The organism is Micromonospora sp. NPDC051543 (assembly GCF_044454415.1).
Taxonomy (GTDB): Bacteria; Actinomycetota; Actinomycetes; order Mycobacteriales; family Micromonosporaceae; genus Micromonospora.
In genome coordinates, this window is record NZ_JBITDT010000015.1 from 93,380 (window position 1) to 110,880 (window position 17,501).

General features: G+C 71.6%; 18 protein-coding genes. 7 read left to right on the forward strand and 11 right to left on the reverse strand.

Features of this window, described 5'->3' with window-relative positions; genetic code table 11:
* Nucleotides 1-105: 105 nt before the first annotated feature.
* From ACIA3K_RS25170 to ACIA3K_RS25210, 9 genes are all read right to left on the reverse strand, one after another.
* Nucleotides 106-273 (reverse strand): hypothetical protein, encoded by a 168-nt coding sequence (locus tag ACIA3K_RS25170; RefSeq protein WP_396804151.1) that lies wholly within the window; start codon nucleotides 271-273, stop codon nucleotides 106-108.
* A gap of 735 nt (nucleotides 274-1,008) precedes the next feature.
* Entirely contained in the window at nucleotides 1,009-1,617 is a 609-nt protein-coding gene (locus ACIA3K_RS25175) for a hypothetical protein (protein ID WP_396804152.1), read from the reverse strand.
* An 82-nt stretch (nucleotides 1,618-1,699) separates the two neighbouring features.
* A complete protein-coding gene (locus ACIA3K_RS25180; RefSeq protein WP_396804153.1) occupies nucleotides 1,700-2,143 on the reverse strand; it encodes a GNAT family N-acetyltransferase in 444 nt (147 codons plus the stop codon).
* Nucleotides 2,140-2,538, reverse strand: a complete 399-nt coding sequence (locus ACIA3K_RS25185; RefSeq protein WP_355051280.1) for a Fur family transcriptional regulator — start codon at nucleotides 2,536-2,538, stop codon at nucleotides 2,140-2,142. Before ACIA3K_RS25185 ends, ACIA3K_RS25180 begins: the two co-directional genes overlap by 4 nt.
* Nucleotides 2,535-2,834 (reverse strand): metalloregulator ArsR/SmtB family transcription factor, encoded by a 300-nt coding sequence (locus ACIA3K_RS25190; protein ID WP_282257156.1) that lies wholly within the window; start codon nucleotides 2,832-2,834, stop codon nucleotides 2,535-2,537. The genes ACIA3K_RS25185 and ACIA3K_RS25190 overlap by 4 nt, the downstream gene beginning before the upstream one ends.
* Nucleotides 2,835-2,880: 46 nt before the next feature.
* A complete protein-coding gene (locus ACIA3K_RS25195) occupies nucleotides 2,881-3,747 on the reverse strand; it encodes a metal ABC transporter permease (RefSeq protein ID WP_396804154.1) in 867 nt (288 codons plus the stop codon).
* Between the two features lie 2 nt (nucleotides 3,748-3,749).
* Nucleotides 3,750-4,511, reverse strand: coding sequence for a metal ABC transporter ATP-binding protein (locus ACIA3K_RS25200; protein ID WP_396804155.1), 762 nt, complete (start codon nucleotides 4,509-4,511; stop codon nucleotides 3,750-3,752).
* Nucleotides 4,508-5,458 carry a metal ABC transporter substrate-binding protein gene (locus ACIA3K_RS25205; RefSeq protein WP_396804156.1) on the reverse strand — a complete coding sequence of 317 codons (951 nt, stop codon included), beginning with the start codon at nucleotides 5,456-5,458 and terminating at the stop codon, nucleotides 4,508-4,510. Before ACIA3K_RS25205 ends, ACIA3K_RS25200 begins: the two co-directional genes overlap by 4 nt.
* A gap of 54 nt (nucleotides 5,459-5,512) precedes the next feature.
* A complete protein-coding gene (locus ACIA3K_RS25210; protein WP_396804157.1) occupies nucleotides 5,513-5,770 on the reverse strand; it encodes a hypothetical protein in 258 nt (85 codons plus the stop codon).
* 29 nt (nucleotides 5,771-5,799) lie between these two features.
* Here ACIA3K_RS25210 and ACIA3K_RS25215 point away from each other — a divergent pair, with 29 nt between their 5' ends.
* The 4 genes from ACIA3K_RS25215 to dusB all read left to right on the forward strand — a co-directional run bounded on the left by ACIA3K_RS25215 (nucleotide 5,800) and on the right by dusB (nucleotide 9,362).
* Nucleotides 5,800-6,141: an antibiotic biosynthesis monooxygenase gene (locus tag ACIA3K_RS25215; RefSeq protein WP_007463893.1), complete on the forward strand. Its 342-nt coding sequence runs from the start codon at nucleotides 5,800-5,802 to the stop codon at nucleotides 6,139-6,141.
* Between the two features lie 23 nt (nucleotides 6,142-6,164).
* Complete coding sequence (locus ACIA3K_RS25220; RefSeq protein WP_396804158.1) at nucleotides 6,165-6,644, forward strand: hypothetical protein; 480 nt, start codon at nucleotides 6,165-6,167, stop codon at nucleotides 6,642-6,644.
* Between the two features lie 114 nt (nucleotides 6,645-6,758).
* Nucleotides 6,759-8,138 carry a glycine--tRNA ligase gene (locus ACIA3K_RS25225; protein WP_234587283.1) on the forward strand — a complete coding sequence of 460 codons (1,380 nt, stop codon included), beginning with the start codon at nucleotides 6,759-6,761 and terminating at the stop codon, nucleotides 8,136-8,138.
* A 51-nt stretch (nucleotides 8,139-8,189) separates the two neighbouring features.
* Nucleotides 8,190-9,362 (forward strand): tRNA dihydrouridine synthase DusB, encoded by a 1,173-nt coding sequence (gene dusB / locus ACIA3K_RS25230; protein ID WP_396804159.1) that lies wholly within the window; start codon nucleotides 8,190-8,192, stop codon nucleotides 9,360-9,362.
* Nucleotides 9,363-9,770: 408 nt separating this feature from the next.
* Here the strand turns inward: dusB and ACIA3K_RS25235 are convergent, their stop codons facing one another.
* Both ACIA3K_RS25235 and ACIA3K_RS25240 read right to left on the reverse strand, forming a co-directional pair.
* The gene (locus tag ACIA3K_RS25235; RefSeq protein ID WP_396804160.1) at nucleotides 9,771-10,430 is read right to left on the reverse strand and encodes a C39 family peptidase; all 660 of its coding nucleotides are present in this window, start codon (nucleotides 10,428-10,430) and stop codon (nucleotides 9,771-9,773) included.
* Nucleotides 10,431-11,053: 623 nt separating this feature from the next.
* Nucleotides 11,054-12,787, reverse strand: a complete 1,734-nt coding sequence (locus ACIA3K_RS25240) for a beta-N-acetylhexosaminidase (RefSeq protein ID WP_396804161.1) — start codon at nucleotides 12,785-12,787, stop codon at nucleotides 11,054-11,056.
* A 259-nt stretch (nucleotides 12,788-13,046) separates the two neighbouring features.
* On the opposite strand from ACIA3K_RS25240, the gene ppdK reads away from it, so the two are divergent.
* The 3 genes from ppdK (at nucleotide 13,047) to ACIA3K_RS25255 (ending at nucleotide 17,490) form a co-directional block, all read left to right on the forward strand.
* Nucleotides 13,047-15,755: a pyruvate, phosphate dikinase gene (gene ppdK, locus ACIA3K_RS25245; RefSeq protein ID WP_396804162.1), complete on the forward strand. Its 2,709-nt coding sequence runs from the start codon at nucleotides 13,047-13,049 to the stop codon at nucleotides 15,753-15,755.
* A 155-nt stretch (nucleotides 15,756-15,910) separates the two neighbouring features.
* Nucleotides 15,911-16,258 (forward strand): VOC family protein, encoded by a 348-nt coding sequence (locus tag ACIA3K_RS25250; RefSeq protein WP_396804163.1) that lies wholly within the window; start codon nucleotides 15,911-15,913, stop codon nucleotides 16,256-16,258.
* Nucleotides 16,255-17,490, forward strand: a complete 1,236-nt coding sequence (locus ACIA3K_RS25255; RefSeq protein WP_396804164.1) for a deoxyguanosinetriphosphate triphosphohydrolase — start codon at nucleotides 16,255-16,257, stop codon at nucleotides 17,488-17,490. Before ACIA3K_RS25250 ends, ACIA3K_RS25255 begins: the two co-directional genes overlap by 4 nt.
* Nucleotides 17,491-17,501 lie beyond the last annotated feature (11 nt).

The window sequence follows — 17,501 nt, forward strand, 5'->3', positions numbered from 1 at the left end:
TCGGTGCGGTGCGGTGCGGTGCGGTGCGGTGCGGTGCGGTGCGGTGCGGTGCGGTGCGGTGCGGTGCGGTGCGGTGCGGTGCGGTGCGGTGCGGTGCGGTGAACGTCAGCGGGCGACCGCCCAGGCCAACACCCCGGCCAGGATCAGACCGTTGAGCGCGGCCAGCGCGAGGTACGCGGCGGGCGGGATCTTCTTGCCCCGGCGGACGAAGGAGACCAGGACTGCGGCGTAGCCGAGCAGCAGGACGGCGATGACGATCAGGAAGTAGAACACCCGACGACCTTAACGGCCGCCACCCGCACCCCCGAGCCACCGCCACACCCCCACGCCCCCACGCGCCATGATCGCGTCGATCTTGCACTTTCGGTCGCCATTTCAGGACGGTATGCCCCTTAAGTCACCACACAAAGTGCAAGATCGCGGGGGCGGTCACCGCCCGACCTCGTCGATCATGGACTTGTGGCGCCTGGTATGGGGATTGCCGGGTGCTTTGTCGCCCACCACAACTCCATGATCGACGAGTGGGGCGTGGGTGGGGCGCCGGCGCGTGGCGAGGGCGGGGCGGGCGCGAGGGTTTCCCCGTGGGCGTGGGCGGGGGTGACGGTCGGCGAGGGCGAGGGCGAGGGCGAGGGCGAGGGCGAGGGCGAGGGCGAGGGCGAGGGCATGGGCCCGCGTGGGCGCGTGGCGAGGGTGCGCGCGTCGGCCGGTGCGCGTGCGCGTGGCGCGGGCGTGGTCGCGTGCGCGTGCGCGTGCGCGTGCGCGTGCGAGGGCGCGGGTGCGCGTCAGCCGGTGCGCGTGCGCGTGGCGCGTGCGTGGGTGTGGGCGAGGGCACGGGCGCGGGTGCGCGCGTCGGCCCGTGCGCGTGCGCGTGGCGAGGGTGCTGGCGCGTGGCGCGAGGCGGGGGCGAGGGCGTGGCGCGTGGCGCGAGGCGGGGGCGAGGGCGAGGGCGAGGGCGCGTGGGCGGGCGCTGGTGAGCGTGGGGGGAGGGGCGGGGGTGAGGGCTGGGGGTTAGCGGGTTTTGTTGCGGAGGCCTAGCTGGTGTAGTTCCAGGGCGGCCAGGGCATCGACGGTGTCGTCGTCGCCGCGTCGCCACGCCTCGGCGACGTCGGGCGCGATCCGGGTGAGGCGGCCCAGCGGTTGGGTGGCCAGCGCGCGGAGCGCGAGCAGGTCCCGTCCGGCCGGTACGGCGGCGAGCTTCGCGGCCGAGCCCGCGCGACGCATCCAGCGCAGCCGCAGCGGTAGCCAACCGAAGAGCACCAGACCGAGCGGGAAGATCAGCACCGCGACGGCGAGGGCGAGAGCGAGTTGGTCGACGAGGTGCTGCTGCTCCCGGCCGGCGTCGGCGAGCCCTCGGGCGGCGTCGGCGGCGCGCTGGAAGGGTGCGGTCAGCTCGTCACCGACCAGCGGTACCCGGCGTACCTTGCCGCCGGCGTCGGCGAGGTTGTCGGCGAGGCTTCCGCCCGCGCCTTCCAGCTTCTGTCCGGGTACGGCGAGCTTCTGCACCAGGTCGTGCAGCCAGAGGGCGAAGCGGATCGTGGCGTACACCCAGATGACGACGAGCAGGTCGGTGAGCAACTGACGGACGGCGGTCGGAAACCGATCGGCGTAGATCTTCACGTCGCACAGCGTGCCACGAACGACGACGGCCCGGCACCCGTCGATTCGGTGGCCGGACCGGAGGGCGGGAGCAGGCCGTCGATCAGGCGAGCCGCAGGTCCACGAACGCGATGGTGTCGCCCGGGAGGACGTACCGGTCGGTCTCGACGAAGCCGTGCTGGCGGGCGAACCGCAGGCCCTCGTCGTTGGACGCCAGGACGACGGTCTCGATGGTCTGCGCGCCCAGCTCACGGGCCCGGGTCAGCCCGCGCTGGTAGATCTGCTCCCCGTAGCCGTGTCGGCGGCTCTCGGGCAGCACCCGGGCGATCACGGTCGCGGCGTCGGGTGCCGGGGGACGTACGGTCGAGCAGCCCACGGCCACCCCGTCGGCGTACGCGACCTCGAGGATGTGGCGCTGGGCGCGAGCGGCGATCTCGTCGGCCGACAGGGGCGCCGTCGGGATGATCGAGTTGTGGATGTGCTGCCAGTCGCGCAGGGCCGTCTCAGTGCCCAGAGGCTGGACGGGCGTGAACCGAAGGCCCGTCATCGGACGCAGGTCGGGCAGGTGCCGAAGATCTCCAGGGTGTGGCTGACGTCGGCGTACCCGTGCTCGGCGGAGACCCGGTCCGCCCAGCTCTCCACCGCCGGGCCGGCGACCTCGACCGTGCGCCCGCAGGCCCGGCAGACCAGGTGGTGGTGGTGGCCCTCGCTGCACCGGCGGTAGAGGTGCTCGCCTCCCGGCGGGCGCATCACGTCGATCTCGCCCGCGTCGGCCAGCCCCTGCAGGGTGCGGTAGACGGTGGTCAGGCCGACCCGCTCGCCGCGCTGCCGGAGCATCGCGTGCAGTTCCTGGGCGCTGTGGAAGCCGTCCATCTCGCCCAGCAGCGCGCTCACCGCCGAGCGCTGCCGGGTGTTGCGTACGGCGGCGCCGCTCTCGCTCATGATCCCTCCCCCGCGTGACTGACCGCGTCCGCCACGATGTGCGCGACGTGCTCGTCGACCAGGCTGTAGGCGATCTCCCGACCTCGACGCGAGCCGCGCACCACGCCCGCGCCGCGCAGCACCCGCAGGTGCTGGGAGACCAGCGGTTGCGCGGCGCCCAGCTTCTCCACCAGCTCGTGCACGCACCGCTCGCCGTCGGCGAGCTCGCTGACGATGGCCAGCCGGATGGGCGCGGACAAGGCTCGGAGCAGTTCGCTGGCTCCGTCGAAACCCTCGTAGCCCGTTGCGCTGGTCATCTTGCAACGGTAACCAATACCACCGACATCCGCCGATCCGGCACAGCTAGTCGAGGACGACCTCGTGCGGCTCCACGGCTGGTACGAGCGCCGGCGCGGTGCGGCGGTGCAGCCTCCGCCAGATCGTGCCGGCGACGGCCATCACCAGGAAGGAGGCGATCGCCAGCAGCACCACCGAGGCCCCGGGCGGGGTGTCGGCGCTGGCGGCCACCCAGACACCCGAGCCGGCGGCGAGGAACCCGAGCGCCATGGCGGCGGTCATCGTGCTGCGGAAGCCCCGGGTGACCTGCTGGGCGGCGGCCACCGGAACCACCATCAGCGCGCTGATCAGCAACACGCCGACGGCCCGCATCGCGATGGTCACCGTGACCGCGGTGGTGACCGCGATCAGCAGGTTGAGCGTGCGCACCGGGAGGCCGGAGACGCGGGCGTACTCCTCGTCGTGGCTGATCGCGAAGAGCGCCGGCCGCAGGGCGATCATGGTGATCAGGATCGCCGCACCGAGCACTCCAACGGTGATCAGGTCGTCGGTCGAGGTGGAGAGCAACGATCCGAACAGGTAGGCGTTGAGGTTGGCGCTCGTCGCGTCCGAGAGGCCGACCAGCAGGACGCCACCGGCGATGCCGCCGTAGAAGAGCAGGGCCAGGGCCAGATCGCCGGAGGTACGCCCGCGGGCGCGGACCAGCTCGATGGCGATCGCGCCGACGGTGGCGACGATCACCGCCACCAGCACCGGTGAGCGGTTCAGGAGCAGGCCGGCGCCGACACCCGTCAACGCCACGTGGCCGATGCCGTCGCCGATCAGCGTCAGTCGGCGCTGCACCAGGTAGATGCCGAGCGCCGGAGCGGCCAGGCCGATCACCAGCGCGCCGATCAGGGCACGCTGCATGTAGGGGTACTGGAAGAGTTCCATCGTCAGTTGCTCCACAGCCCGGCGGGCTCGTCGGGACCGTGCGGGTGCACGTGGTCGTGGTCGGGCTCGGCGTGGTGGCCGGCCGGGTCCGGAACCGGGCCGTCGTGACAGATGCCGCCCTGGTGGACGACGACTGCCCGGCTGATCACCGGTCGCAGTGGGCCCAGCTCGTGGGCCACCAGCAGCACCGTCCCGCCGTCGGCGACGAAGTCGCGCAACGCGCCCGCGAACGCCTCCTGGCTGGCCGCGTCCACCCCGGCGGTGGGCTCGTCGAGAATCAGCAGCTCCGGCTTGCCGGCCAGCGCGCGGGCGATCAGGGTGCGCTGCTGCTGACCGCCGGAGAGGGTGGACACCGGATCGGTGGCCCGGTCGGCGAGCCCGACCGCCCGCAGCGCCGCGTCGACGGCGGCCCGGTCGGCGGCGCCGGGCGGGCGCAGGATGCCCCGGCGGGCCAGCCGGCCGGAGGCCACCACCTCACGGACGGTGGCGGGCACGCCCGACCCGGCGCCGAGGCGCTGTGGGACGTACCCGATGCGCTGCCACTGGCGGAACTGGCGCAACGGCCGGTCGAAGAGGGTGATCGAGCCGGAGCTGAGCGGCACCAGGCCGAGGATCGTGCGGATCAGCGTGGATTTGCCGGAGCCGTTGGCGCCGAGCACCGCGACCACCTCCCCGGCGGTCACGGTGAACGAGACGTCCCGGAGAACGGTGCGGCCGTCGTAGCCGACCGCGCCGTGCTCCACGGTGATGACAGGGGTGCTCACGAGCAGCTCAACGCCGTCCGCAGGGTCTGCAGGTTGGTACGCATCACCGAAAAGTAGTCGGCGTCGCTGCCCGCAGCGAGTCCTTCGATCGGATCGAGCACCGCGGTCTTCGCGCCGACCTGACCGGCGATGGTCTCGGCGACCTTCGGGCTGACCAGCGCCTCGAAGAAGATCGTGGTGGCGTGGTGCTCCTTCGCCTCCTCGATCACCTGGGCGAGCCGCTGGGGCGAGGGCTCGACGTCGGGGCTGAGCCCGGTGATGCCGACCTGGTCGAGGTGGTAGCGGTCGGCGAGGTAGCCGAACGCGGTGTGGCTGGTCACGATCTCGCGTCGCTGGCAGGTCGCCAGGCCCTTGGTGAACTCGCCGTCGAGGGTGGTCAGGTCGGCCCGCAGGGTCGCGGCGCGGGCGGTGTAGTCGGCGGCGTGCTTCTCATCGACCGTGCCGAGCTGTTGGGCGAGCTTGTCGCCGATGGCGGCGAGCCGGATCGGGTCGAGCCAGACGTGCGGGTCCTTGGCGTGCCCGTGCCCCTCCTCGCCCTCCTCGTCGCCCTCGTGGTTGTGGCCGCCGGAGCTGGCGTCCATCAGCGGCTGCACGCTGGCCACGTCGAACACGGGGGCGTCGTCGTCCTGCGCGATCGCGTCGTCCACCGCGGGCTGGAAGCCCTTGAGGTAGACGATCAGCTCGGCTTCGGTGATCTCACCGACCTGGCGTGGGCTCAGCTCCAGGTCGTGCGGCTCGGCGCCCGGCTTGGCCAGGTTGCTGACGCGGACGGCGTCGCCGCCGACGCGCTCGGCGACGAACTGGAGTGGGTAGAACGCGGCCACCACGTCGACCCGTTGGGGATCGGCGCCGGCCGGGCCGCCGGTGGAGCAGCCGGTGGCGGCGCACAGGGCGATCAGGGCGGTCGCGGCGGCGGCCAGGACGCGGGACGTGGTGCGGTTGCTCATGTCGCCAACTGTCCGTGGTAACGACAATGATTGTCAAAAACGCATGCTTGCATGTCAGAGCAGCTTCGCCAGGCCCACCGTCACCAGCAGAGTCAGCATCAGCAGTCGGAGCACCCTCGTCTGCGGCGCCTGAACCGACCAGGTGGTCACCAACAGGGCGATCAGGGCGGCGGCGAGGGCCAGCGTCAGCAGGCCGCCGACCACCCCCGGCGTGAAGAACGCCACCAGCACCACCACCAGGGTGAGCAGGAACACCGACGTCGGGTTCGCCCCGGCCAACCGGGCCAGCAGAGGGCGCTGCGTACGCTGCATCCCACAGACTCTACGAGGAGGAACCCCCGGTGTTGGTGACCAACCGGTTCGTGGTCGACGTCGATGTCGCCGACGGCTTCACCGAACGGGCGCACGCCGCCCTGACCGCGCTGGCCGCCTGCCCCGGCTATCTGCGCGGCCAACTGGTCCGGGCCCTGGACGACCCCCGGTACTGGTCACTGGTCACCGAATGGGAGTCGGTCGGCACCTACCGGCGGGCACTGGGCGCCTTCGAGGTCAAGGTGAGCGCGGTGCCGTTGCTCGCCGAGTCGGTGGACGAGCCGTCCGCGTACGAGGCGCTGGCCAGCGCCGCGCCGGGCGGAGCCGTGGTGGTCGCCGAGAGTGATCGGGCCGCAGGTCCTTACCGCTGAGACTCGGGCACTACCCTGCTCCTATGACCGCACCCGCCCCGCCGCCCGGTCCCGGTGTGGCTCCGCCCTTCGCCGCGCCTCCCACCGAGGGGCGTCGTACCCGGCTCTGGATCGGCCTCGGCGTCGGCGCCCTCGCCGTGCTGCTCTGCTGCGGCGGAGGTGGCACGGCCATCGTGGGCCTGGCCGTGAGCGGCGTGCAGGCGGTACGCGAGCAGGGCCGCACGGTGACCGGCGACTACTACCAGGCGCTCGTCGAGCGCAACTACGGCCGGGCCTACGAGCAGCTCTGCGACGACGCGCAGCGGCGCGAGTCCCGCCCCGAGTTCGAGCGGCGGGCGGCTGCCGAGCCGCAGGTCACCGCGTTCCGGGTGGGTGAGGTGGACACCACCAACCTCACCGTGCCGGTGGATGTGACGCTGGACGGCGGCGACCGGGAACGTCAGCAGGTCAGCCTGGGTCAGGACGGTCAGACCGGTGGCATGGAGGTCTGCGGGGTGAGCTGACCCGCCCCCGGTATTCTGCTGGGCTCGGGGCGACGGTGGTCGTACCGTTGTTCCGAACCGACCGTTCCATCCACATCTCGCCCCCGCCGACCGCCAGCCGGCGTAGGAGGAAACATGCCAGCCGACCGTATCGACGCCGTCGTCAGCCTCGCGAAGCGCCGAGGCTTCGTCTTCCCCTCCAGCGAGATCTACGGAGGCACCCGGTCGGCGTGGGACTACGGTCCGCTCGGCGTGGAGCTGAAGGAGAACGTCCGCCGGCAGTGGTGGAAGACCATGGTCCAGCAGCGCGACGACGTCGTCGGCCTCGACTCCGCGGTGATCCTGGCCCGCAAGGTGTGGGAGGCGTCCGGCCACATCGCCGAGTTCGTCGACCCGCTCACCGAGTGCCAGTTCTGCCACAAGCGGTTCCGGGCGGACCACATCGAGGAGGCGTACGAGGCCAAGCACGGCCACGCGCCCACCTCGCTCGCCGAGGTCAACTGCCCCAACTGCGGCAACAAGGGCACCTTCACCGAGCCGAAGATGTTCAACGGCCTCATGAAGACGTACCTGGGCCCGGTGGAGAGCGACGAGGGCATGCACTACCTGCGCCCCGAGACCGCGCAGGGCATCTTCGTCAACTACAAGAACGTCGAGACGGTGGCCCGCAAGAAGCCGCCGTTCGGCATCGCGCAGACCGGCAAGTCGTTCCGCAACGAGATCACCCCGGGCAACTTCATCTTCCGGACCCGCGAGTTCGAGCAGATGGAGATGGAGTTCTTCGTCGAGCCGGGCACCGACGAGCAGTGGCACGAGTACTGGCTCCAGGAGCGCTGGAACTGGTACCTCGACCTCGGCCTGTCGGCGGACAATCTGCGCCTGTACGAGCACCCGGCCGAGAAGCTGTCGCACTACTCGAAGCGCACCGTCGACATCGAGTACCGGTTCCAGTTCGGCGGGACCGAGTTCGCCGAGCTGGAGGGCGTCGCCAACCGCACCGACTTCGACCTCTCCACGCACAGCAAGCACTCCGGCGTCGACCTGTCGTACTTCGACCAGACCAAGGGCGAGCGCTGGATGCCGTACGTCATCGAGCCCGCCGCCGGTCTGACCCGGGCGGTGCTCGCGTTCCTGCTCGAGGCGTACGACGAGGACGAGGCCCCGAACACCAAGGGCGGCGTGGACAAGCGCACGGTCATGCGGTTCGATCCGCGCCTGGCCCCGGTCAAGGTGGCGGTGCTGCCGCTGTCGCGTAACGAGGCGCTGTCACCCAAGGCGAAGGACCTCGCCGCGCTGCTGCGCAAGCGTTGGGTGGTGGAGTTCGACGACTCGCAGGCCATCGGCCGCCGCTACCGCCGGCAGGACGAGATCGGCACCCCGTTCTGCGTGACCGTCGACTTCGACACGCTGGACGACAACGCCGTGACGGTCCGGAACCGGGACACCATGGGTCAGGAGCGCGTCTCCCTCGACCAGGTCGAGCGGTACCTCATCGAGCGCCTCCCCGGCTGCTGACGCTGGTCACAGGGCCCCGACCGTCCGGTCGGGGCCCCGTACACTTGTGCGGTGACCGCCTCGACCGTGCCCGCGCTGCGCCCGTTGACCCTCGGGCCGTACCAGGTGTCACCGCCGGTGGTGCTCGCCCCGATGGCCGGGATCACCAACATCGGCTTCCGGCGGCTCTGCCGGGAGCAGGGCGGCGGCATTTACGTCTGCGAGATGATCACGACCCGGGCGCTGGTCGAGCGGAACCCGAAGACGCTGCGCATGATCGCCTTCGGCGACGACGAGCAGCCGCGCAGCCTCCAGCTCTACGGCACCGACCCGGAGATCACCGCCGCCGCCGTGCGGATCGTCGTCGAGCGGAACCTGGCCGACCACATCGACCTCAACTTCGGCTGCCCCGTACCCAAGGTCACCCGGCGGGGCGGTGGCGCGGCGCTGCCGTGGCGGCGCCGGCTCTTCGCCCGCCTGGTGCGGGCCGCGGTGGACGCCGCCGCACCCTCCGGCGTGCCGGTCACGGTCAAGATGCGCAAGGGCATCGACGACGACCACCTGACGTACGTCGAGGCGGGGCTCGCCGCGCAGGAGGCCGGCGTCGCCGCGGTGGCCCTGCACGGGCGTACGGCCTCGCAGCGCTACTCGGGCACCGCCGACTGGGACGCCATCGCCACCCTCAAGCAGGCCCTGGACGTGCCGGTGCTCGGCAACGGCGACATCTGGGAGGCCGACGACGCGCTGCGGATGGTCGCCCACACCGGCGTCGACGGCGTGGTCGTGGGTCGCGGCTGCCTGGGCCGGCCGTGGCTCTTCGCCGACCTGGAGGCCGCCTTCAACGGTCGGCCGGAGCGGCGGCTGCCCACCCTCGGCGAGGTGGCGGTGACCATGCGCCGGCACGCCGAGCTGCTGGTCGACCAGTTCGTGGCGGGCGCCCGCAACCCGGCCCGGGGCGAGCGGGACGGCTGCACCGACTTCCGCAAGCACGTCGCCTGGTATCTCAAGGGCTTCCCGGTCGGCGGCGAGCTGCGCCGCTCGCTGGCGATGATCGAGAGCCTGGCCCAGCTCGACGACCTGCTCGGCAAGCTCGACCCGGCAGAGCCGTTCCCGCTGACCGCGCTGGGTCAGCCGCGTGGGCGTACCAACTCGCCGGGCAAGGTCGCCCTACCGGACGGCTGGCTGGCCAGCCGGGACGACGACACCGTCCCCGAGGGCGCCGAGATGGACGACTCCGGCGGCTGACCGGTGGCGGTCCCGGACGGATCACCGGCCCAGGGGCTGTTTCCCCCAGGGTCGTCGCCTCGGTCGCGCCTGGTCCCGCCTCGGTCGCGCCTGGTCCCGCCTCGGGCGTGCCTGGTCCCGCCTCGGGCGTGCCTGGTCCCAGCCGGGCGGACACTGATTCGGCTACGACATCAGCTCCAAGGGACCCGTGACACCACCAACGGACCCTCGCCCGACCGCTCGTCGCCAAGACCCGCGCAACATCGGGGATGTTGCTGTCTCGAGCGTGTCGGAGGCAGCAACATCGGGGAAGTTGCTCGGATCTTGGGCGCGGGGCGCGGGGCGCGGGGCGCGGGGGTGACGTGACCTGGGCATGCCGAAGGGCCGGACCCCGTGGTGGGGTCCGGCCCTTCGGGTGATCGATGATGCTTAGCTGGTGGCGTAGCCGCGGGTGGCGATCCAGTCCGCCAGGTGCTCGATGGTGATCTGGTACGAGGCGGTGTCCGGGTTGGCGGAGTCGGCGATCGTGACGACGTTGCCGTTGTCGCGGTAGCCGGTCACGCTGATGTAGTGCCCGCCCTCGTAGGAGTGGGTGTTGCCGTCGGTGTCGGTGCTGGTGCCGGCGATGTTGGCGACCACGGCCCGACCGTTGTCCACGGTCTTGACCACGTCGGCGCGCAGCGTGTCGGTCTGCTTGGCGTCAGCGTCCGGGTTGCTGATCTCCACCGACCGGTAGGCGTCGGCCTTGCCGGTCTCCTTGTTCAGCACCGGGGTGATGTCGTTGATCGAGTTGGTGCCGGCCTCGGTGGTGCCCATCTCCTTGGCCATGGCGTCCACGTCGATGTTCTTACCCTGCACGCTCAGCGCGTTTCGGGTGGCGGCGGGGCCGCAGTAGTAGAAGTTCGGCTGCGCCTCGTAGCGCACGCCGAGCTCCCGCTCACCGTGACCCTTGCGGTCGGACACCGTCTGGGTGGTGGGCTTGGCGTCGGCCATGGCGTACGCGGCGGTCACCGGACCGGCGATCGCTCCACCGGTGAAGGCGAGGCCAGCGGCGGTCAGGGCGGTCTTACGAATCAGATCGGTACGCATGATGGCGTGCTCCTCTGCTTCATCGGGGGATACGCACTCGGCACACGGGGGTGTGCTGTGCGGAGAGAGTTCTTGGGGATCGGCCCGGCGGCCCGACGGGCCTGCTCGGGGGTGTCCCGGAGGGTGGTGCAACGGTCCGGGCCAGCGGATCATTCCCGCCGGGGACCGGGTACGGCCGGTGGTGCTCGGCCGTGCGGGGGTATAACGACGCCGACCTGGCGGGTGTTCCCGGCGGCGGCTGCCGGCCTGGGCCGGTGCTGCTCGGTGGTGCGGGGGGTGTAACGACGCCGGCCCGGCGGGTGTTCCCGGCGGCGGCTGCCGACCTGGGCCGGTGCTGCTCGGCGGTGCGGGGGGTGTAACGACGCCGGCCTGGTGGCTGTTCCCGGGAGCCGCGACCCGGGGTCACGGCGCCATGGGAGGTACAACGATCCCGCCCCACCCGCGATTCCGCCGCCGAGGTGCCGTCCGCCACGGGACGACCGCACCGAAATCACCCAAACCGCCCAACCGGGGTGATCGACTCGACGTCGGGGATATCGGGGTATCCCGGCGTGCGGGACACCCCGATATCCGTGAACCCGAGTCGATCATGGCCGGTTGGCGGCCTCGGGGTACCGCGCCGTTCAGCGGGGTGTCGGGTCCACCGCAGCGGTGGGGCGCTGGCCCGGGATGGTCGGAATGGCCGGCCAGGGGATCTCGGGGCTGCGGTGGAAGGTGATGCCGGCGGTGGACCAGCGGGGGCCGTGCCCGGCCAGGCGGTCCCGGAAGTCGGCCCAGTCGTGCGTCGCCCGGGGCGACCAGCCCAGCTCGGCGATGGCGGGGAGCCGGGGGAGCAGCAGGAACTCGATGTCGGCCAGCGAGGTGACCGATTCGGTCCAGAGCGGGGCCTCCACACCGAGGACCGCCGTGCTGGGCACGCCGTCGACGTGCGTGCCCGGATCCCAGTCGTACGCGCGGTGTACGTCGATGAGGCCGGCCCAGTCGTGCCCGATCGGGGTGTCCTCGGCGTACTTCATGTCCAGGTAGGCGTGGTTACCGGGGGAGACGATCAGTCGGGCGCCCCGCCGGACGGCGTCGGCGGTGGTGGGGTCGTCGGTGTCCGTACCCCACCACTGCAGGACCCGCCCGTCGACGTGTGCGGCCGGGGCGAGCTGGTGCCAGCCCACCACGGTCTTGCCGGTGTCGGCGACGAGTCGCTGCGCCCTCTCCACGAAACCGGTGTAGACCTCGCCCTTGACCTTGAACGCCTCGTCGCCGCCGATGTGCAGCCACGGTCCCGGCGTGAGGGCGGCGACCTCGCCGAGTACGTCGGCGATGAAGTCGTACGTCTGCTCGTCGGCCGGGTCGACGTAGCTGAAGCCGACCTCGGTGCCGGTGTACGGCGCGGGCGCGACCTTGTCCGGCGCGAGGCGCGGGTACGCGACGAGCGCCGCGTTGGTGTGGCCGGGCAGGTCGATCTCCGGGACGACGGTGACGTGCCGGGCGGACGCGTACGAGACGATCCGCCGGTAGTCGTCCTTGGTGTAGTGCCCGCCGGGGCCGCCGCCGACCTCGTTCGCCCCGCCGACGGTGGCGAGCCTCGGCCAGGAGTCGACGGCGATGCGCCAGCCCTGGTCGTCGGTGAGGTGCAGGTGCAGGTGGTTGAGCTTGTAGCGGGCCAGGTGGTCGATCACCCGCAGGACGTCCTCGACGGCGAAGAAGTGTCGGGCCACGTCGAGCATCGCGCCCCGGTACGGGAAGCGGGGGCGGTCCAGGATCGTGCCGCCGGGCAACGCCCAGCGGGCAGCCACCGGGGTCGGGCTCTCCACGGCGGCCGGGAGGAGCTGCCGGAGCGTCTGGACGCCGTAGAAGAGACCGGTGGCTGTTTCGGCGACGACGCGTACCCCGGTGGTGGTCACGTCGAGCCGGTAGCCCTCCGCCCCGAGGTCGGCGCTCTCGCCGGGGGTGGTGGGGGGCGTCGTCGGGGTCGTGCCGGCCAGGGTGAGCGTCACCGTGCCGGCCGGGTCCGCCGCGAGGGTGTCGGCGACGGGCAGCGGGAAGCCGGTGGCCGGGCGGAGCAGCTGGGCCAGGTGGTCGGCCACCTGCCGGGCCCCGGGGTGGGCGGTGACCCGGATGGCGGTGTCCCCGTCGAGCACGAACGTCACTCCCGGCTCCGCTTCGAGGAGTTCCGGTGCCGGCACGACGTCGTCGAGGCGGACCGGCGGAGCGAGCAGGTCGTCACCGGCCGCCCGAGCGGCGAGCGCCGCCAGATCACCGGCCTCCGGCTGGTGCGCGGACAGCGCGATCCCGTCGGCGGCGGTGGGGTGAGCGGCGGTGCTCGGATCCGGGGTGGGGGAGGAGATCGGGAGGGAGGACACGACGACGGCTCCGGAAGGGGTTATTTCGCGTCGGATATGGCAAAAGCGAGCTTCGGCAGAACCAGTGTCGTCAACAATACGAGGACCGGAGATATTGCGTGATCGTGCGCGTGGAAGCGTTCCCAAAAACCGGTACGAACGCGGATAGTCGTGATGGCTGTGCCTATTGTCACCGAACGGTCCCAGGTCACCCGATCTTCGCTTAACCTTCGCCCTGAACCTTCGTTAAGTGTCAATCCGGCGCGCGTGGGAGGCTCTGGTGGCAGCGCAAGAGACCGACGATCACAAGTACGTCTACGACTTCTCCGAGGGCAACAAGGACCTGAAGGAACTGCTCGGGGGCAAGGGCGCCAACCTCGCCGAGATGACCAACCTCGGCCTGCCCGTGCCGCCCGGCTTCACCATCACCACAAAGGCGTGCCAGGCGTACCTCGCGACCGGCCGGGAGCCCGACGGCCTCGCCGGTCAGATCGAGGCGCACCTGCAGGCGCTGGAGCGCGAGATGGGCAAGCGTCTAGGCGACCCGGGAGACCCGCTGCTGGTGTCCGTCCGTTCCGGCGCGAAGTTCTCCATGCCCGGCATGATGGAGACCGTCCTCAACGTCGGCCTCAACGACCAGAGCGTGGTGGGACTCGCCGCGCAGGCGGGCCAGAACGACCGCTTCGCCTGGGACTCGTACCGCCGACTCATCCAGATGTTCGGCAAGACCGTCTGCGAGGTGCCGGGCGAGGAGTTCGAGCACGCCCTCGACGAGATCAAGAGCGCCAAGGGTACGCACAACGACCTGGACCTGGACGCGGACGACCTGCGGGGGCTCGTCGACGCGTACAAGAAGATCTTCGCCAAGCACACCGGCCGGGAGTTCCCCCAGCAGCCGCGTGAGCAACTCGACCTGGCCATCCGGGCGGTCTTCGAGTCGTGGAACGCCGAGCGCGCGGTGCTCTACCGCCGCCAGGAGCGCATCCCGGCCGACCTGGGCACCGCCGTCAACGTGGTGACCATGGTCTTCGGCAACCTCGGGCCGGACTCGGGCACCGGCGTCGCGTTCACCCGCGACCCGGGCAGCGGCGCGCAGGGCATCTACGGCGACTACCTGGCCAACGCCCAGGGCGAGGATGTGGTGGCCGGCATCCGCAACACCGTGCCGTTGCAGGAGTTGGAGCGACTGGACAAGTCCTCCTACGACGAGCTGTTGTCGATCATGGCCCGGTTGGAGGAGCACTACCGGGACCTGTGCGACATCGAGTTCACCATCGAGCGCGGCAAGCTGTGGATGTTGCAGACCCGGGTCGGCAAGCGGACGGCCGCCGCCGCCTTCGTCATCGCCGGGCAGCTCGTCGACGACGGCCTGATCGACGAGGACGAGGCGCTGCACCGGGTCAACGGCGCGCAGCTCGCCCAGCTGATGTTCCCCCGCTTCCAGCTCGACCACGAGTTCGAGGCGGTCGCCACCGGCATCGGCGCGTCACCCGGCGCGGCGTCCGGCAGGGTGGTCTTCACCTCCGCGCGGGCCGTCGAGCTGGCCGCCGAGGGTGAGTCGGTGATCCTGGTCCGCCGGGAGACCAACCCGGACGACCTGAACGGCATGATCGCCGCGAAGGGCATCCTCACCTCGCGCGGCGGCAAGACCAGCCACGCCGCGGTGGTGGCCCGGGGCATGGGCAAGACCTGCGTCTCCGGCGCCGACGAGATCGACGTCAACGTGCCGGCGAAGCGGTTCACCGTGGCCGGGCAGACCGTCGGCGAGGGCGACGTCGTCTCCATCGACGGCACCACCGGCAAGGTGTACCTGGGCGAGGTGCCGGTCATGCCGTCGGAGGTCGTGCAGTACTTCGAGGGCAGCCTCGACGGCGAACACGTCGACAATCCGCTCGTCCGGGCCGTACACCGGATCATGACGCACGCCGACGGGAAGCGGCGGCTGGCGGTCCGCACGAACGCCGACACCGGTACGGACGCGGCCCGTGCCCGGCGCTTCGGCGCCGAGGGCATCGGGCTGTGCCGCACCGAGCACATGTTCCTCGGCGAACGGCGCGAGCTGGTGGAGCGGCTGATCCTGGCCCGCGCCGAGGGTGAGCGCGACGAGGCGCTGGCCGCGCTGTTGCCGATGCAGCGGGCCGACTTCGAGGAGATCTTCCGCGAGATGGACGGCCTGCCGGTCACCGTCCGGCTCATCGACCCGCCGCTGCACGAGTTCCTGCCGCCGCTGGAACAGCTCGCGGTCAACGTGGCGGTCGCCCAGGAGCGCGGCGAGGACGTGGCCAAGGAGGAGGCGCTGCTCGCGGCCGTCCGGCGGATGCACGAGGAGAACCCGATGCTCGGGCTGCGGGGCGTACGCCTCGGCCTGGTCATCCCCGGCCTGTTCGCGATGCAGGTCCGGGCGATCGCCGAGGCCGCCGTCGCGGTCGTCCGCGCCGGCGGCAAGGCCTGCCCCGAGATCATGGTGCCGCTGGTCGGGGCCGTGCAGGAGTTGGAGACGGTACGCGCCGAGGCCGAGAAGATCATTGCCGAGGTGGTCGGGGACAGCGGCGTCGAGGTGCTGATCGGCACCATGATCGAGGTGCCCAGGGCGGCGCTGACCGCCGGTCAGATCGCCGAGGCCGCCGAGTTCTTCTCGTTCGGCACCAACGACCTGACGCAGATGGGCTGGGGCTTCTCCCGGGACGACGTCGAGGGCGCGTTCTTCTGGCGCTACCTGGAGCTGGGCATCTTCGGCATCTCGCCGTTCGAGTCGATCGACCGGGACGGCGTCGGCCGGTTGGTGCGGATCGCCGCCGAGGAGGGGCGGGCCGCGCGCCCCGGGCTGAAGCTCGGCGTCTGCGGCGAGCACGGCGGCGACCCCGACTCGGTGCACTTCTTCCACGAGGTCGGCCTGGACTACGTGTCCTGCTCACCGTTCCGGGTGCCGGTCGCACGCCTGGAGGCCGGCCGCGCGGCAGTGGAGACCGACGGCTCGGACAGTCGCTGACGCGGTGGCCGACGGCGGCCCGGGACGACCGGGTCGCCGTCGGCGCTCGGCACTCGCCGAAGCGTCGGGGGCGCGTCGATTGGCCGTGACGGGCGTAACCTGGGCTCGCTCGCAACGGCCGATTGTGCACGCCGTCGAACGGGAAGGGTGACTGAATGACAAGCGTCTGGGAGAGCCTCACCGTCGATGCCCGTGATCCGGCACGGCTGGCCCGCTGGTGGGCCGAGGCGCTCGGCTATCAGATCATTTCCGATAAGCCGAGCGGCGTGGAGATCCGCCAGTCGCCGGATCGGTCCCCCGCCATCTTCTTCGGCCCGGTCGCCGAGGGCAAGGTGCGAAAGAACCGGCTCCACCTGGACCTGCGTCCCGCCAACCGGGAGGCCGAGGTCGAGCGCCTGGTCGACATGGGCGCCCGGCACGTCGACATCGGCCAGGGCGACGTGGAGTGGACGGTGTTGGCCGACCCGGAGGGCAACGAGTTCTGCGTGCTGCCTGAGAAGTGAGCGTTGATCCGGCCGACCGGTTGGTGGCGGAGCCGCCGAAGGACACCGGCCACCGCCGGTCGCCGTACGAGCGTGACCGTGCCCGGGTGCTGCACTCGGCCGCGTTCCGCCGGTTGGCGACCAAGACGCAGGTGCACACCGCCGGCACCGACGACTTCCTGCGTACGCGGCTGACGCACTCGTTGGAGGTGGCCCAGATCGCCCGGGAGATGGGCGCCCGGCTGGGCTGTGACCCGGACGTGGTCGACGTCGCCGGGCTCGCCCACGACCTGGGGCATCCGCCGTTCGGGCACAACGGCGAGGCCGCGCTGGATCTGCTCGCGACGCCCTGCGGTGGCTTCGAGGGCAACGCGCAGACGCTGCGGGTGCTGACCCGGCTGGAGGCGAAGGTGCTCGCCCCGGACGGGTCGTCCGCCGGGCTGAACCTGACCCGGGCGTCGCTCGACGCGATCGGCAAGTACCCGTGGCCGCGCCGCCCGGGGCAGCGCAAGTTCGGGGTGTACGCCGACGACACGGCGGTGTTCGAGTGGCTCCGGGCCGGTGCGCCGGGAGACCGGCGCTGCCTGGAGGCGCAGGTGATGGACTGGGCCGACGATGTCGCGTACTCGGTGCACGACGTCGAGGACGGCATCCACGGCGGGTACGTCACGCTGGGTCCGCTGCTCGCCGACGCCGACGAACGGGCCGCGCTCTGTGCCGACGTGGCCGCCACGTACTCGGGGGAGTCCTCGGCCGACCTGGCCGAGGTGCTGGTCGCGTTGCTGGCCGACCCGCTGCTCGCCCCCCTCGCCGCCTACGACGGCAGCCATCGTGCCCAGGTCGCGCTGAAGTCGACCACGAGCGGGCTGACCGGCCGGTTCGTGTCGGCGGCGGTGGAGGCCACCGAGGAGCGGTACGGGCCCGGCCCGCACCGCCGGTACGCCGCCGACCTGGTGGTGCCGAGGCGGGTCCGGGCGCAGTGTGCGCTGCTCAAGGGCATTGCCCTGCGGTACGTGATGCGGCGCAGCGGGTTCCGGGGTCGCTACGAGCGGCAGCGGACGATGTTGGCCGAACTGGTCGCCGCGCTGGTCCGGCGAGCGCCGGGCGGGCTCGATCCGATCTTCGCTCCGCTGTGGCGGGCCGCGCCCGACGACGACGCCCGGCTGCGCGTCGTGATCGACCAGGTCGCCTCGCTCACCGATCCGGCGGCGGTGAGCTGGCACACCCGTCTGGTGGACAGTTCGACAACTTAGGTTAGCCTAAC